This is a genomic window from Pseudomonadota bacterium (assembly GCA_023229365.1).
GTDB lineage: Bacteria > Myxococcota_A > Polyangia > JAAYKL01 > JAAYKL01 > JALNZK01.
The window spans coordinates 48266-63497 of record JALNZK010000009.1 but is presented as its reverse complement, the minus strand read 5'-3'; the positions used below and the strand labels follow the sequence as shown (position 1 = coordinate 63497).

The following is a 15232-nucleotide window of genomic DNA, read 5'->3' as shown; positions in this document are numbered from 1 at the left end:
GGAGAGATGAGCGAAGCGACAGCGAAAACCACCGAGGCGAAGGCGGGCGCGGCGTTCGAGCCCAGGATCGCGGCGTTCGTCTGCAACTGGTGCACGTACACCGGCGCGGACCTCGCCGGCACGAGCCGCATCCAGATGGCGCCGAACGTGCGCGTGGTCCGGCTCCCGTGCACGGGGCGCATCGATCCCATGTTCATCATCAAGGCGTTCGAGCGCGGCGCCGACGGCGTGATCGTGAGCGGCTGCCACCCGGGCGACTGCCACTACTCGGCGGGCAACTACCACGCGCGGCGAAGGTTCGCGATCTTCAGGGAGATCATGTCGTTCATCGGAATCGACCCGAACCGGATCACGTTCTCGTGGGTTTCGGCGTCCGAGGGGCGCAAGTGGGGCGACGTGGTGGACGAGACGGTGAGCCGGATCCGGGGGCTCGGGCCGTTCGCGGGCTACAAGAACCTGGTGGAGAAGACGCATGCAGGAGCTTAGGGAACTCGCCAAGAAGCTGCTCGCCGAGGGGGCGGTGAAGGTCGTCGTCGGCTACGCGGAGGGCCGGCAGGGGGTGCGCCCGATCTTCGCCGCGACCCCCGAGGACGCGGACAAGCTGATCTTCGATCCGAGGTGCGTGCAGAACCTCGCGACCTACCTGTCGCCCCGCCGCGCCCACGTCGCCGCGCTCGGCAAGCTCGCGGTCGTGGTCAAGGGGTGCGACGCCATGGCCGCGGCCGGGATGATCCGGGAGGCGCAGCGCAAGCGCGACGACTTCGTGCTCATCGGCGTGCGCTGCGGCGGCGTGCTCGCCGATCCCCGCGCCAGCGCCGCGGTGACCGAGGCGACGGTCGCCGCCCGCTGCCCGGGGTGCGAGGTGCGCGAGCCCAAGATCGTCGACCACCTGCTCGGGCCGCTCCCGCCGGCGCCCCCCGGCGCGTCGGCGCTCGACGCCCGCATCGCGGAGCTCGACGCGATGACGCCGGAGGAGCGGTTCGCGTTCTGGACGTCCGAGCTCGCGAAGTGCGTGCGCTGCAACGCGTGCCGCGAGATCTGCCCGATGTGCTTCTGCGTGCGCTGCGTGTGCGACAAGTCACAGCCGCAGTGGATCGAGAGCTCGCCGCACGCCCGCGGCAACCTCGCGTGGCACATGACGCGGGCGCTCCACCAGGCGGGCCGCTGCGTCGGCTGCGGCGAGTGCGAGCGCGCGTGCCCGGTGGGGATCCCGCTGAGCCTCCTCAACCGCAAGGTCGCCCGCGTCGTCGCGGAGCGCTTCGACTACGTCGTTTCCGACGATCCCGAAAAACCAGCTCCAATCGGCACGTACCGGCTGGAGGACGACCAGGAGTTCATCCGTTGACGCGCCAAATGTTCATCTCCGAGTCGGCCCTGAAATCGCTCGCCGAGGAGCTCGTGAAGGCCGGGACGCGTCTCGTCGGCCCGGCCAGGGAGCGGAACGGCGACCTCGTCTACCGCGAGGCGTCGGATCTCGGCGAGATCGAGCTCGGGGGCGATCCGCCCACGCGCTCGCTCAAGGAGTTCTTCCTGCCGCCCACCGAGGTGCTGCTCACCTACCGCCAGAAGCAGGGCGACGTGGAGGTCACCCCGGCGCCGCACGTCTTCGCGCCGCTGGTCGTGATCGGCGCGCGACCGTGCGACGCGGCGGCGGTCGCGGCCGTCGACAAGGTGATGGACTGGGACTACCACGACGAGCTGTGGTTCGGCCGGAGGCTCGCGACCACCATCGTCTCGGTCGCCTGCGGGGGCGGCGACGCGTCGTGCTTCTGCACCGCGGTCGGCCTCGCGCCGGACTCGGCGAAGGGCTCCGACGTCCTGCTCGTACCCGTCGAGGGCGGCTTCCACGCGGAGATCCTCACCGAGAAGGGCGAGGCGCTCGTCAAGGCGCACGCGGCGAGGTTCACCGAGGGCGGGAAGGCCGAGGCGGCCAAGGCGTACCGCGACGCGGCGCGCGGGAAGGTCCAGGCCAACCTGAGCGCCGACCCCGCGAAGATCCGCGCGTTCCTCGAGGCGGGCTTCGACCACCCCATCTGGAAGGGGATCGCGCTGCGCTGTCACGGGTGCGGCGCCTGCGCGTTCGTCTGCCCGACGTGCCACTGCTTCGACATCGTCGACGAGCCGGACTCGATCGAGAGAGGAACGCGGCGCCGCAACTGGGACACGTGCCAGGCGGCGAAGTTCACGCTCCACGGCTCGGGCCACAACCCGCGCAACGAGCAGAACTGCCGCATCCGCCAGCGGATGATGCACAAGTTCGCGATCTACCCCGCCCGCTTCGGCGAGATCCTGTGCACCGGCTGCGGCCGCTGCATCCGCGTCTGCCCGGGCGGCATGGACCTGCTCGAGACGCTCGACAAGCTCGGCCGCCTGCCGGCGGGCGCCCCGGCCGAGGCCAAGCGAGGTGCCCCATGACGCAAGGAAACCTGTACGCGCCGTACCTGATGCGCGTCGACGAGGTCGTTGAAGAGACCGTCGACACGCGCACGCTCAAGCTGTCGTTCAAGGATCCGGAGGTCGCGGCGAAGTTCGACTTCAAGGCCGGCCAGTTCGGCGAGTACTCGGTGTTCGGCGCCGGCGAGTGCACGTTCTGCATCGCGTCCGCGCCCACGCGCAAGGGGTACATCGAGTGCAGCTTCAAGAAGGTCGGGCGCGTCACCGCGGCGATGCGCGAGCTCAACGTGGGCGACACGATGGGCTTCCGCGGGCCCTACGGCAACTCGTTCCCGCTCGACAAGATGGCCGGCAAGAGCCTCGTCTTCATCGCCGGCGGCATCGGGCTCGCGCCGGTGCGGTGCGTGATCCAGAACGCGCTCGACCTGCGCGACAAGTTCAAGGACATCACGATCATCTACGGTGCGCGGAGCGTCGGGGACCTCGTCTACAAGCGCGAGCTCGACGAGTGGGCGAAGCGGCCGGACGTGAAGCTCTGGCAGACCGTGGATCCGGGCGGCGAGACCAAGGAGTGGAAGGGCCAGATCGGCTTCGTCCCCAACGTCGTCGAGAAGGCGCACCCGATGGCGCTGAACGCGTTCGCCGTGGTCTGCGGCCCGCCCATCATGATCAAGTTCACGCTGCCCGTGCTCGCCAAGCTCGGCTTCAAGGACGACGCGATCTACACCACGCTCGAGAACCGGATGAAGTGCGGGATCGGCAAGTGCGGCCGCTGCAACATCGGCCCGGTCTACGTGTGCAAGGACGGCCCGGTCTTCAACGCGGCCGAGATCAAGAAGCTCCCCCCCGAGTTCTAGCCGGCTGCGTCGCGCCTACGGGTAGGCCGAGCAGATCCCCATCGTCGCGAGGCAGGGCAGGCCGAGCTCGGCGAGCTGCGCCGCGAGGCATGCCGCGTACTCGGCGGTCTCGGGCGACGTGTCCTCGTCGGCAGGGAAGACGTCCGAGAGCCCGCCGTCCGCGGCGACGGAGACGACGAACAGCGGATCGTCGAGCCCCTCGACGGCGCAGGGCGGGTCGACGGGGCCGGCGTCGACGCCGGCGTCGGCGGGCGGGTCCGCGGGCTCCGTGACCGCGTCGATCGCCGCGCGCAGCGCCGCGACGTCGACCGCGCTGCCGCCCGAGACGTCCGTGGAGTTGCCGATGCACAGGAACTCGTCGTCGGCGAGCGCGAGCGCCGCGCCCTCCTCGAGCAGCTCCTCCGCGGTCGCGTTCCCGAGGAAGTCCTCGCACAGAACGAGGCTCGGCTCGTCCGGCGCGGCCATGAAGTACGCCTGCACCGACTCGACCATGGGCACGATCCCGCCCGTGAAGCACGGCACCGCCTCGGTGAGCGCGGCCTGGATCGCCGCGTTCTGCGCGTCGATCTCGTCCTGCGTGCAGGTGTAGCTGGTGTCGGAGTCGGTGTCGGAGTCGGTGTCGGTGTCCGTGCTCGCGTCCATCTCGTCCTGGGGATCGACCTCGTCACCGCACGCGGCGGCGAGGAGCGCGGCGAGCAGGCACGTCGCGGGCGCGATGAGGGTCGTCTTCGTCCTGGCGTCGAATCGCATGTGAGCTCCTCGTGTGTCCGCGCTCGCCTTGGAACGCGCGGAGGAAGCATACACCGGAACCACCCGTCGTCGCCCGGCTTTCGTGCTACCTTGCAGGACACGGCGCCGGGGGTCCCATGAGGCTCGTCTTCGTGAACATCATGCAGGAATTGCAGAGATTCGATTCGACGGCCTACATCACGCAGCCGCCCGTCCCGCTCGCGATTTTGGCTGCCGTGACGCCGAAGGGCATCGAGACGGCGTTGATGGACGAACAGACGGATCGATTGGGGTTCCGAGGAGATGCGTTCGCCTTCTCCGTCTCGACTCAGAACGCCGCCGCGGTGTACGGCCACGCGGATGCGCTGCGCGGCGCCGGGAAGAAGGTCATCTTGGGCGGCATCCATGTCACGGTCTGTCCGGACGAGGCGATGCGGCACGCGGACGCGATCGTGACGGGAGAGGCCGAGACCGTTTGGCCGGAAGTGTGCGACGATCTGCTCACCCGAAGGCTGAAGCCGCGATATGTAGGTTCTCCGACGGCGCCGGCGCAGATGAAGCCGGTCGACTACCGGTTCTTCGGAAAGCGGCGCTACCTGACGCCCGCCTCGCTCTTCGCCACGCGCGGCTGTGATCGCCTATGCTCCTTCTGCGTCAGCTCGCGCTACATGGGGCCGTATCGCACGAAGCCGCTCGAGGTGCTCGAGCAGGAGATCGAACAGCTCGCGGGGCTCTACCGCGGCAGGTTCCTGCAGTTCTCCGACGACAACCTCCTCGCGGATCGATCCTACGCGGTCGCGCTGCTGGCCTTGCTCCGGCGAAAGGGAAGCAGGTTCGTCGCGATGGTGACCGTCGACCAGTTCTGCGACGGCGCGCTCATGGAAGAGATGGCTGCCTCCGGTTGCCTGGGCGTCGCCGTCGGCGTCGAGTCGGTCGACGACGACAATTGCGCATCGGTGGACAAGGTCCAGAACCTGCGGCAGCCGTTCGCCGATGCCGTCCGGCACGCGGACGAGCTCGGGATACAGACGGGTGCGCTCATCATGGTGGGCCTGCCTCACGACACGCCCGCCCGGCTCGAGCGGACGCTGGAGCGGCTGCGCGAGTTGCCGTGCGCCGTGGTCGACGTCCGGATCCTCCGGATCTACCCGAGCACGGCGATGTACGAGCGGATGCTGGCGGCGGGGGAGGTGACCCCCGACTGGTGGCTCCGGGACGATCCGGGCGCGGCGTGCAACGACATTCTGCCGAGCTGCCTGAGCGTCAATTTCCGGCACCACGCATTCGGCGCGATGCAGCTCCAGCGTCAGGCGCTGCGGTTGGTGGCGGAGCTGAATGAGATACGGCCCGGCAGGGTCCCCCACAACCCCGGTGTCGGCCACCGCGGGCGCGGCGTGAAGTTCGCGGGGACGGTGCTCTTCGTCCGCCACCGACTGGCCAGGCAGGCCCGCGCCCTGCTCCGGCAGGTCGATAGGGCCGTTGCCGCCCGCGCCGCCGGCCGGTGATGGACCGGTCCCGGGCGAATGCTCGCCGGGACCACTGGGGAGGGATGTGTTTGAATCGGTCCGGTTTCGGCTACCCGCAGGTGGGAACGCGGCGCCTCTGCCGGCAGTTGTGAACGCGCCTAGGCGCTGCGAGTTTCGTGCCAATCCTCTGCAATGCGCGCGGGACAACGCCAACCCCTTCAATAAGCTGGAAAAAACGGATTGCGGGTCGTGCACCGGGTTTCACGGCCGTGGCGCTGCAGATTTCGTTTCTGCACGACGCTCGTTCTCGATTGCACGGGATATTGCCCGCCGCAGCAGCTATCCTGGGACTCGGGAAGGGTGCCAATGGAGGGGACCATGAAGACACCGACACTGTGGCTCTTGGCGGCGCTCGCCGCGTGGCTGCCGGGCTGCTCGTCCGCAGGCGGCGCGTCGAGCGGGTCGGACGCGGACGCGGACACGGACACGGACACGGACGCGGACTCGGACACGGACGCCGACACGGACACGGAGTCGGAGTGCGACGAGGGAGAGGTCACCTGCCTGGACGACATGACCGCCGCGACCTGCGCGGGCGGGGAGTGGGTCGTGTCCGCGGAGTGCGACGACGGCACCCAGCTCTGCCAGGAGGGCGCGTGCGAGGACTGCGAGGACATCGCGTTCGACATCGAGACCATGCAGTCGTGCGCGATCTCGATCCTCGAGGGCTTCGAGATGGACGCCGAGGGGTTCATCAACCTGTACGGCGACGACTACCGCGTGTTCGCCATGGACCGCTGGGGCGAGAGCGGTCACGTCCTGGCCTGGTGCGACTCCACGACGATCAACGCCCTGCTCGAGGCGTTCAACGTCGTCGGCTACCTCGGCCAGGTCGACGACCCGTCGGTGGCCTCGTTCGGCGACGCCTACCTGTGCAATCCCGACGGCCTCGAGGGCTACATGCCCGACTACGTGAGCTACCTCGGCGAGGATCTGCCGGCCGGGTACCAGGGCCACCCGGAGCTGATGGCCGCCGACTTCGACGTGCTGATCTTCTGCGGCTTCCGCATCGACTGGCCCTACGACTGGAGCGCGGAGATCCAGTCGTTCGTGGTCGAGCACGGCAAGGGGTTCCTCCCCGCGATGGACTACGAGAGCCTCGTGACCACCGAGGACTTCGAGAACATGAACCTGATTACCGACGCGGCCGGGATCCACTTCGAGCCGCTCAACCTCGAGTGGGCGGAGACCTCGGTCGAGGTCGTGCTCGACTGCGTTCCGGACGTGCCCCCGATCGTGGAGTAGATGAGACGCGCCCTGATCGTCGCCGCGGTGTTTCTCGTCGCGCTCGTCGCGGCGTACCTGCTCGGCTCCGGTCGTCTGGGAAAGATCGGGCACCCGCCTCGCGCCGCCGCCGCAGCGGCCTCGACCGCGCGAGAAGGGAACGCGAAGTCGAGGGAGGGAGAGGGAACGGTCCGCCGTTTGAAGAGCCGGGCGGAGCGCGATCGGCTCGTCGCGCTGATCGAGAACGCGCGGCGCGTGCGGGCGGCGAGAGGCGCCGGGGGAAGAGGCGGCGGAGGCGACACGGACTCGGACGGCGCGGAGGGCGCGCTGAGCAAGTCGATCATCCAGGAGGGCGTGCGCGCGGTCATCGGCGACATCCAGGCGTGCTACGAGGACGCGCTCGAGAGGACGCCGAACCTCGAAGGCAAGCTCGTCGCGCGGTTCGAGATCATCGGCGAGCCGGACGCCGGCGGCGTGATCGATCACGCGGAGATCGACGACGCGACCGATTCCGCGCTGCGCTCCGAGGCGGAGCTCACGGGCTGCATCATCGAGTCGATCTACACGATCGAGTTGCCGCGCCCCGAGAACGGCGGCCGCGTGACGGTCGAGTACCCCTTCTACCTGAGCCCCGGTTCGGACGAGAAGAGGTAGGGCGCACCGCCCTCGACGAGCTGCGCGGCTCGGGTGACGAGCGCGTGGTGGAGCGCGTGCGACGGCCGCACGAGCGACACGCGAGCCCAGGGGAGCCCGCCGAGGATCGCGAGATCACCCACCGCGTCGAGCAGCTTGTGCCGCGCCGGCTCGTCCGGGAACCGCATCCCCTCGGGGTTCAGCGGGCCTTCGGCGCCGAGCACGAGCGCGTTCTCGAGGCTCCCGCCGCGGGCGAGCCCCTCGCCGCGCAGGCCGGCTACGTCGCGCTCCAGGGCGAAAGAGCGCGCCGGCGCGATCTCGACCGCGAAGTCGCCGTCGAGCGGGCGAAACGACGCGCGCCCGGGGCCGACGTCCGCGCCGTCGAAGTCGATGCTGACCTCGTAGACCGGCGCGTCTCCGTCGTCGAGCGGCAGGATCTCGCCGGTCGAATTGCCGAGGGACGCGCGGACGGGCTCGCGGATCCGGAGGAACGCGGGGCCCGGGATCGCCCCGGCGCCGGCGAGCGCGGCGACCCACGGCGCGGCGCTGCCGTCGAGGATCGGGATCTCCGGCCCGCCCACCTCGATCCGCGCGTCCCGCACGCCGAACCAGGCGAGCGCCGCCGCGAGGTGCTCCACGGTCCGCACGCGAGCGCCCCCGAGTGCGAGATCCGTCGCGCGGCGCGAGTCCCCTGCTATCGACGCGGGGCAGAGCGGGACGTCCCCGCGCGCGGTGGCGAACAGCACGCCGCTCCCGGCCTCGCCCGGCGAGACGCGGACCGAGCAGCGCTCGCCGGAGTGGATCCCGACGCCGTCGCGCGAGAACGGGCGAAAAGCGTCCATCGTCAGCGGACTTCGATCGAGAGCGGCGCGTAGGCGAGCACCCGATCCTCGAGGAGGAGCCCGCCGAGGGCGAGGGCGCGGCGACCGGCCGGGTGACGCCGCAGGACCGCCAGCGTCGCCGACGTCTCCTGCTGCGAGAGCTGCTCGGCGAGCAGCTCCATGAGGCTCTGGGGCGGCGGGTACAGCTCGGCCGGTGCGCCCTTGGCGCCCGAGAGCCCGCGCGCCCTTTCGACGGCGTCGCGCAGCGTGCCCATCCTGTCGACGAGCTTCAGCCCGAGCGCCTGGCCGCCGGTCCAGACGCGCCCCTCGGCCGCGGCGCGCACGGCGTCCGGCGCGAGCGAGCGCCCCTCGGCGACCCGCGCGACGAACAGGTCGTACGCCTCCTGCATCTGGCGAGTCACGAGCGCGCGCTCGTCCTCCGTGAACGGGCGGAACGGGCTCGCGATCGAGGCGCGCCGTCCGCGCTCGACGACCGCCGTGGCCACGCCGGCCTTCGCGAGACCGTCCGCGACGACCACCTTGCCACCCACGACGCCTATCGAGCCCGTGAGCGTCGTGTCGGACGCGAACACCTCGGTCGCCGCGGCCGCGAGGTAGTAACCTCCGGACGCCGCCACGTCGCCCATGGACGCCACCACGGGCTTGCGTTGCGCCGCGGCGCGTACCGCCTCGTACAGGTTGTCCGACGCGAGCGCGCTGCCGCCGGGGCTGTCGACGCGGATCACGATCGCCTGGATCGAGTCGTCGCGGGAGGCGTCGGAGAGGGCGGCCGCGAGCGCGAGATCGTCGACGATCTCCATGCCGTCGAGCATCCCTCCGCCGCCGCCGCCGACGATGGGCCCCACCGCCGGGACGATCGCGATCCGCGGGTGCTTCGCCTCCGCCTTCTCGCCAGCGCCGCCGCCGAGCATCGAGAGGAGATCGGTGAAGGACAGGGGTTTGGCCGGCTCCTCGCCGTAGTCGTCGACCACGCCGCCGGCGTACTTGTCGCGCAGCTTCTCGAGCTGGCCGCCGAGCGTCAGCACCGCGTCGGCGAGGCCGGCCGCCACCGCCTGCTTCGCCGTGTACGGGCCCTCGTCGATCAGCTTCTCGACCGCGGCCTTGTCCTTCTTGCGCCCCTCGGCGATGCCTATGACGAGTCGTTCGTGCAGCGCCGCGACGAGGCTCTCGGCCGCCTCGCGCGACTCGGGGGACATCTCGGTGCCCGTGAGCGCATCGGCCGCGTCCTTGTACTTGCCGACGTGCAGCATGTCGGCCGTGATGCCGAGCGACGTGAGCAGATCCTTGACGAAGATCGCCTCGAGCGACAACCCCACGAGATCGACTCCGCCGCCGGGCGCCACGGTGACGCGCGGGCAGGAGCGCGCGGCGATCCAGTACGTCATGTTGTCCGCGGCCTCGAGATGGCACGTGACCGGCTTGCCGGATGCGACGAGCCGCTTCACCGCGGCGGCGATCTCCGAGGCGCGGGCCCATCCGATCTGCGGCGTGCCGAAGCGCACGACGACCTCCTGCACCATGATGTCCGCGGCCGCGCGATCGAGGAGCTCCTCGAGCCGGTGCTGGCTCGTGGCGAACGGCGTGAGCAGCCCGGGCTGGCTCGGGAAGCTCGGCAGCGGGCCGTCCACGTCGAGCAGCACAGCTGTCGGGCCCTTGGCCTCGGCCTCGGGCTCGTCGGACGTGAGCGACAGATCGCAGCCGGACGGCGCGGACGCCGCGAGACCGAGCAGGAGTGCGAGGAACGGTCGGGCGAACCGCACGTCAACCTCCCGGAGCGGGAGCCGGCGGGCTCGGCTCGGGAGTCGGCGCCGGATCGCCTCCGCCCGCGGGGGCTGGATCGGTGCCGCTCGAGGGGCCGGTGCTCTCCGCCCCGTCCGTGCCCGGGCTGCCAGAGGCGCCGCCTGTCCCGCCCGCCTCCGCGAGCGCGCGTTCGATCTCCGCGGCGTTGCGCTCGGCGAGCGTCGAGTACTTGCTCGAGGGGTGCTTCGCCAAGTAGTCCTTGTACCACTTGAGCGCCTGCTCCTTCTGCCCCTGCGCCTTGTACGTCTCGGCCAGGCCGATCATCGCCGGGCCGTACGACGGGTTGACGGCCAGCGCGCGGCGGAACGTGGCGATCGCCTGCCCCTTGGCGCCCTGGTCGAGGTAGCAGTACGCGAGGCCGGACAGGGCGTCGATGTCGTTCGGCCGCACCTCGAGCACGCTCTCGTAGAGGCTGCGCGCCCCGGCAGAGTTCCCGCTCTCCTGCAGCTTGGCCGCGCGCGCCAGCATCGAGTCGAGGTCGTCCATCCCGGCGCCTCCCCCGAAGCCCCCGCCGCCTCCGGCCGCCGCACCGCCGCCGGCGACCGAAGGCGCGGCCGGCACCTGGACGACGGGGGGCGTGGGCGGGGTGACGACCTCGGGCACCGCCGCGTCGGCGAGCCGCAGCTCTTCGGCCGCAGCGTCGGCCTCCAGGAGGGCGACGAATTGGCCGCCGTCGACCCGCGCCGAGAGGTCGCGGGCCATCTCGTGGTCCGAGTTCATCTCGAGGAGCTTCGCGAGCACCTCCTTGGCCTCGGCGGTCTTGCCCGTCGCCGCGAGGAGCCGCGCCTCCCGGTACTGGGCGCGGAGCATCGGCTCGGCGTCGGCGTGGCCGATCCGCCGCATCGATTCGGCCACCTCGGCGGGCGGGGCTCCCTTGGCGAGCGCCACCATCGCGGCGACGTACACCGCGGCGTTCTCGGTCTCCTTCGAGCGCGCCTTGGCGAGGTGATCCTCGGCCGCGCCCAGGTTCCCCTTGAGGCGGGAGACGTCGGCCAGGGCGAGGTGCGCCGCCGGCATCTCCGGGTGCACCGAGATCGCCTGCGTGCCCCACCTGTCCGCGTCGGCGATCTTGTGGTCGAGCTCGCTCTTGAGCCGCGCGATCTCCCGGAGGTGAGGCGACGCCCCTTTCGCGGCCGCCGCGTCGACGCGGACGTCGTACACCTGATCGAGCAGGTACTGCGCCCAGACGGCGTACATCTCGGCCAGGGCGGCGAGGGTCTCGGCGTGCCGCTCGTCGAGCGCGAGCACCTTGTGGTACTCGCGGTCCGCCTGCACGAAGGCGTTCTCGGTGTCGAGCAGGAAGCTCTCGCGGCCCTTGATGAAGAACGCCTGGCAGCGCTCGTCGTCCGGCGACTCGACGAAGCGACCGAGCGCCCGGCGCACGAGCCCGGGCTGGTACATGAAGACGTAGAACCCCGCTCCGACCAGGAGAAGCACGACTGCGAGGGCGATCCACCTCCCGACCTTCCGTTTGGGCGGCGGCACGTCCTCGGAGTCGTAGTCGCTCGGCGGCACGGCCGGAAAGTGCATGGGCTTCTCGGCCCACGCAGGCCCTTCGACGTGCGGTGCGCGGCCGGTCTGCCACCGCTCCTCGGTCGCGGACGGGACCTGTGACATCGAGAGATCCGGCTCGCGGCTCTGAGGGGCTCTCGCGGCGGCCGGCGCGGTCGGGACCGCGGGCAACCCGGGAGACGTCGGGATGACGGGCGCCGCGGGCGCCGGTCGGGTCGACGGCATCGCGTGCATGTCCACCGCGGTCTGGGCGAACGGCAGCGACGGCGAGTGCGCCCGGATCGTGGGGGCCTCCGCCACGGGCCTCGCAACCGGTGCGGCCGCGGGCGCCGCCGCGGGGGCCGGGGTCGTCGTCGTCACGCGCGCCATCGGCACGGAGGCCGCCGGGCGCGGCTCCTCGGCCTCCCCCCGGTACGCCTGGACCTTGAGCGTCTGCAGGTGGGACTCGGTCGTACGGCCCGGCGGGAACCCGGCGCCGACCGGCTGTACGCCGGGGCCGGACGCGGCCGCGAGGTCGGCGGCGTCGAAGAACGGCTTCATCTCGGTGATGTCGCCCAGCCGCTTCCACTCGCCGCCGCCGCGGCTCAGGAGATCGTCGCGCGTCACGCTGCCCTTCGCGATCCATTCCTGGAGCACCGCCATGCGGTCGAACGGGACGACGGCGCCGCTCACCTGGCGCAGAGTCCACGTCGACTGCGGGGCCGCTCCCGCGGGCGGCGCGGCGAAGACGCGGAACACGTGGCTGCAGCTCGTGCACCGGACCGCGGTGCCGGTCGGGCTGACCAGCGTCTCGTCGAGCGTGTACTCGGCCTGGCATTTCTCGCATCTGACGTCCATGGGGCGGGATTATACACGCGGCGGCGTGAAAACAACACGGCGCGCGTGGCTCCGGGTGGCACGACGCAGGTGACACATTCTTGCTCCCATGGCGATGGCGATTTCGCTGTATCTCGATCGGTAGTCGCATGGGATGATGCGCGAGGTGGGGTGTCGTGTTGAAATTCGTCTGGGATTCGCGAAAAGCTGCGGCAAACGATCGCAAGCACGGGGTGAGCTTCTCTGAAGCATCGACGGTCCTTGCCGATCCGTTGTCGATCACCATCGAAGATTCGGCCCATTCGGTCGAAGAGCGCAGATGCGTGACGATTGGCACCTCGGTCTCGGGTACAATAGTCGTCGTAGTGCACACCGACCGCGAGGACGAGATCCGGATCATCAGCGCGAGGCGTGCTATGCCGAAAGAGAAGAGGCAGTACATGGCGGCGGCCAAGAGCGACCGGGTTCGAGAGAAGGAAGCCGAGTACGATTTCTCCGGCGGCGAGCGCGGCCGCTACGCCGCTCGCTACGCCAAGGGCACGAACGTCGTCGTGCTCGATCCCGACGTCGCGGAGGTGTTCCGCAGCTCCGCCGAGGTGAACGACGCGCTTCGCGCCCTCGCCCGAATCGCCAAGCGGGAGCGCACAGCTGTTCCGACTACTACGAAATAGAACCGCAGGCCGCGCGGGCGCCGACGAGGAGCGAGGCGATCCGGGCCGGTGGCCACCGCATGGCGGCCCGCCGATCTACGCCTTGCCGGACCGCGTGAGGAGGCGGGCGATCAGCTGCTCGCTGTACGCCGTGAGCTTCGTGAACACGACGCCCATGCCCGGCGGATCCGCCTCGACACGCACGACCTCGCCGGCCCCCTCGATCGTCTCGAGGTCGTCCATGATCACCGTGAACTTGAGGTTCACCGGTGTGCCCACGGCCAGCGGGTTCTTCGACCGGATGAAGACGCCGCTTTTCGAAATATTCGTCACGTACTCGTGGATGAACGCGTCGAAGCTCTCGAACTCCTTGTTGATCGTGACGCGCTCCTCTTCCCTGTGCGACTCGATCATGATCCCTCCTTGCCGCCGCCGCCGCGGCGGGCGCGGACGTGGTACTCCTCGAGGTGTCCCCCGCCCTCGGGTTTGAGGCCGATCCGCTTGCCGGTCCGCTTCTCGAGCTCCTTGAGCAGCCGCGCGCCCTCGCCCTTGAACACCTCGGCGACGTGCGGGTGCAGCCGTATCTCGAGCTCCGGGCCGGCGATCTCGTCGTGGTGACGCTGGACCTCGCGCAGCACCTCGTGCGCCACCGTGACCCGCGAGAGGGTGTGGCCGGTGCCGTCGCAGTGGGCGCACTTCTCGTGCAGCTGCCGCCCGAGGCTCTCGCGGGTCCGCTCCCGCGTCATCTCGAGCAGGCCGAACCTCGAGATCGCGCTGACCGAGGTCTTCGCGTGGTCGTCCTTGAGCGCCTTCTGGAGCCGGTTCAGCACCTCGCGGCGGTTCGCCGGCCGGTCCATGTCGATCAGGTCGAGCACGATGAGCCCGCCGATGTTCCGGAACCGGACCTGGTACGCGATCTCGTCGACCGCCTCGAGGTTCGTGCGGAAGATCGTCTCCTCCTGATCCCGCGAGCCCTTGCCGACGAACTTGCCGGTGTTCACGTCGATCGCGGTGAGCGCCTCGCCCTGATCGATGACGAGCGAGCCGCCGGACGGCAGCTCGACGACCCGCTCGAGCGCGCGCTTGATCTCGGACTCGATGCCGAACGCGTCGAAGATCGGCTCCTCGCCCTCGTACCGCCGGATCGCGTCGAGCCGGTTCGGCATGAGGCGATCGACGAACGCGCGCAGGCTCTCCGCGGTCGCCGCGTCGTCCACGACCATCTCGGCCACGGAGTCGTTCAGGCTGTCGCGCGCCGCGCGCAGGGGCAGGCTGAGCTCCTCGTACAGGAGGCACGGCTTCTTGGCCGCCTTGTTGCGGGTCCGGATCTCGTTCCAGGTGTCGACGAGGTAGCACGCGTCGGCCTCGAGGGAGTCGGCGCTCGCGCCCTCGGCCACGGTGCGCGCGATGAGCGCCCCCTTCGGCGGGGCGATCCGCTTGAGCACCTTCGAGAGCCGCTTGCGCTCGGCCTCGTCCGTGATCCGCCGGCTGACGCCGCCGCGCTCGCTGTAGGGCATGTACACGAGGTGGCGCCCGGCGAGCGACACGTCGGCGGTGACGCGGCACCCCTTCGTGCCGATCGGGTCCTTCGCGATCTGGACGGCGATCGCCTCGCCCTCCTTGATGACGTCGCGGATCGGAGTGCGGCGCGTGATGCGGCGCGCCTTGTCCGGCTCCTCCCCCTCCGCGTCGGGTTCGGCGTCCGCGTCCGGGCCGGCCTCCTCGCCGCCGCCCGGATCGTCGGGCGACACGATGTCGGAGACGTGGAGGAACGCGTGGCGCTCGAGCCCGACGTCGAGGAACGCCGCCTGCATGCCGGGCAGCACGCGCACGACGCGGCCCCGGTAGACGTTGCCGACGAGGGAGCGATCGGCGTCGCGCTCGACGAGCAGCTCGACGATGATGCCGTTCTCGACGAGGGCGACGCGGGTCTCGCCCAGATCGACGTTGACGATGATGAGGTTGTCTCGGGCCATGCGCTCCGTTTCTCTTCGGATGATCGAGCTAGGCTACACCGTGGGAGCGGGGCGGATCAAGAACGAGCGCTCCGGCAAAGGAAGATAGCGGGAACCCGCCGCCGCCCGTCGGCGTCTCCGCCGGGCGTTCGAGTCGCCTGATCTCTAATGGCGGCGCCATTCCTGATTTTCCGCCATCGGCACGCAGAGTGTTTTCCGCCGCCGCGTGCGGAGCGCCCGCCCATTGTCAGCTTGCCGGGTGAGAAGCGCGTTTGTGCCGGGGGAAAAGCGCGT

The 15232-nt window shown here is 70.4% G+C and carries 13 protein-coding genes and 1 pseudogene; 8 read left to right on the top strand and 6 right to left on the bottom strand.

What is annotated here, in order from left to right; genetic code table 11:
• The first annotated feature begins 6 nt into the window (after positions 1-6).
• From M0R80_07290 to M0R80_07275, 4 genes are read left to right on the top strand one after another with little or no spacing between them, the layout of a single operon-like run.
• The gene (locus M0R80_07290) at positions 7-486 is read left to right on the top strand and encodes a hydrogenase iron-sulfur subunit (GenBank protein ID MCK9459424.1); all 480 of its coding nucleotides are present in this window, start codon (positions 7-9) and stop codon (positions 484-486) included.
• The gene (locus M0R80_07285; protein MCK9459423.1) at positions 473-1345 is read left to right on the top strand and encodes a 4Fe-4S binding protein; all 873 of its coding nucleotides are present in this window, start codon (positions 473-475) and stop codon (positions 1343-1345) included. Before M0R80_07290 ends, M0R80_07285 begins: the two co-directional genes overlap by 14 nt.
• Positions 1342-2415 (top strand): 4Fe-4S dicluster domain-containing protein, encoded by a 1074-nt coding sequence (locus M0R80_07280; GenBank protein MCK9459422.1) that lies wholly within the window; start codon positions 1342-1344, stop codon positions 2413-2415. The genes M0R80_07285 and M0R80_07280 overlap by 4 nt, the downstream gene beginning before the upstream one ends.
• Positions 2412-3251 carry an FAD/NAD(P)-binding protein gene (locus M0R80_07275; protein MCK9459421.1) on the top strand — a complete coding sequence of 280 codons (840 nt, stop codon included), beginning with the start codon at positions 2412-2414 and terminating at the stop codon, positions 3249-3251. Before M0R80_07280 ends, M0R80_07275 begins: the two co-directional genes overlap by 4 nt.
• 15 nt (positions 3252-3266) lie before the next feature.
• On the opposite strand, the gene M0R80_07270 is transcribed toward M0R80_07275, so the two are convergent.
• Positions 3267-4001: a hypothetical protein gene (locus M0R80_07270; GenBank protein MCK9459420.1), complete on the bottom strand. Its 735-nt coding sequence runs from the start codon at positions 3999-4001 to the stop codon at positions 3267-3269.
• A gap of 116 nt (positions 4002-4117) precedes the next feature.
• On the opposite strand from M0R80_07270, the gene M0R80_07265 reads away from it, so the two are divergent.
• The 3 genes from M0R80_07265 (at position 4118) to M0R80_07255 (ending at position 7384) form a co-directional block, all read left to right on the top strand.
• Positions 4118-5485, top strand: coding sequence for a radical SAM protein (locus tag M0R80_07265; GenBank protein MCK9459419.1), 1368 nt, complete (start codon positions 4118-4120; stop codon positions 5483-5485).
• Between the two features lie 339 nt (positions 5486-5824).
• Complete coding sequence (locus M0R80_07260; GenBank protein ID MCK9459418.1) at positions 5825-6751, top strand: hypothetical protein; 927 nt, start codon at positions 5825-5827, stop codon at positions 6749-6751.
• Positions 6752-7384: an AgmX/PglI C-terminal domain-containing protein gene (locus M0R80_07255; protein MCK9459417.1), complete on the top strand. Its 633-nt coding sequence runs from the start codon at positions 6752-6754 to the stop codon at positions 7382-7384. It abuts the gene before it with no gap.
• Here the strand turns inward: M0R80_07255 and lpxC are convergent.
• The 3 genes from lpxC to M0R80_07240 are packed head-to-tail and all read right to left on the bottom strand — an operon-like array spanning position 7351 to position 12354.
• Positions 7351-8205 (bottom strand): UDP-3-O-acyl-N-acetylglucosamine deacetylase, encoded by an 855-nt coding sequence (gene lpxC, locus M0R80_07250; protein ID MCK9459416.1) that lies wholly within the window; start codon positions 8203-8205, stop codon positions 7351-7353. The genes M0R80_07255 and lpxC overlap by 34 nt on opposite strands.
• Before the next feature lie 2 nt (positions 8206-8207).
• On the bottom strand, positions 8208-9965 hold the full coding sequence (gene sppA, locus M0R80_07245; GenBank protein MCK9459415.1) for a signal peptide peptidase SppA: 1758 nt from the start codon (positions 9963-9965) through the stop codon (positions 8208-8210).
• A gap of 1 nt (position 9966) precedes the next feature.
• Positions 9967-12354 carry a zinc-ribbon domain-containing protein gene (locus tag M0R80_07240; GenBank protein MCK9459414.1) on the bottom strand — a complete coding sequence of 796 codons (2388 nt, stop codon included), beginning with the start codon at positions 12352-12354 and terminating at the stop codon, positions 9967-9969.
• 158 nt (positions 12355-12512) lie between these two features.
• On the opposite strand from M0R80_07240, the pseudogene M0R80_07235 reads away from it, so the two are divergent.
• Positions 12513-12773: pseudogene (locus M0R80_07235) on the top strand (BrnT family toxin).
• Positions 12774-13079: 306 nt separating this feature from the next.
• On the opposite strand, the gene M0R80_07230 reads toward M0R80_07235, so the two are convergent.
• A complete protein-coding gene (locus M0R80_07230) occupies positions 13080-13397 on the bottom strand; it encodes a PilZ domain-containing protein (GenBank protein ID MCK9459413.1) in 318 nt (105 codons plus the stop codon).
• The gene (locus tag M0R80_07225) at positions 13394-14959 is read right to left on the bottom strand and encodes an Rne/Rng family ribonuclease (protein MCK9459412.1); all 1566 of its coding nucleotides are present in this window, start codon (positions 14957-14959) and stop codon (positions 13394-13396) included. Before M0R80_07225 ends, M0R80_07230 begins: the two co-directional genes overlap by 4 nt.
• Positions 14960-15232: the final 273 nt, after the last annotated feature.

Bases quoted from the DNA above. Each gene is read 5' to 3' on its own strand.
- M0R80_07270 (MCK9459420.1), bottom strand. From the start codon at position 4,001: ATGCGATTCGACGCCAGGACGAAGACGACCCTCATCGCGCCCGCGACG.
- M0R80_07240 (MCK9459414.1), bottom strand. From the start codon at position 12,354: ATGGACGTCAGATGCGAGAAATGCCAGGCCGAGTACACGCTCGACGAG.
- M0R80_07260 (MCK9459418.1), top strand. From the start codon at position 5,825: ATGAAGACACCGACACTGTGGCTCTTGGCGGCGCTCGCCGCGTGGCTG.
- M0R80_07265 (MCK9459419.1), top strand. From the start codon at position 4,118: ATGAGGCTCGTCTTCGTGAACATCATGCAGGAATTGCAGAGATTCGAT.
- M0R80_07225 (MCK9459412.1), bottom strand. From the start codon at position 14,959: ATGGCCCGAGACAACCTCATCATCGTCAACGTCGATCTGGGCGAGACC.
- M0R80_07285 (MCK9459423.1), top strand. From the start codon at position 473: ATGCAGGAGCTTAGGGAACTCGCCAAGAAGCTGCTCGCCGAGGGGGCG.
- M0R80_07275 (MCK9459421.1), top strand. From the start codon at position 2,412: ATGACGCAAGGAAACCTGTACGCGCCGTACCTGATGCGCGTCGACGAG.
- lpxC (MCK9459416.1), bottom strand. From the start codon at position 8,205: ATGGACGCTTTTCGCCCGTTCTCGCGCGACGGCGTCGGGATCCACTCC.
- M0R80_07255 (MCK9459417.1), top strand. From the start codon at position 6,752: ATGAGACGCGCCCTGATCGTCGCCGCGGTGTTTCTCGTCGCGCTCGTC.
- M0R80_07290 (MCK9459424.1), top strand. From the start codon at position 7: ATGAGCGAAGCGACAGCGAAAACCACCGAGGCGAAGGCGGGCGCGGCG.
- M0R80_07230 (MCK9459413.1), bottom strand. From the start codon at position 13,397: ATGATCGAGTCGCACAGGGAAGAGGAGCGCGTCACGATCAACAAGGAG.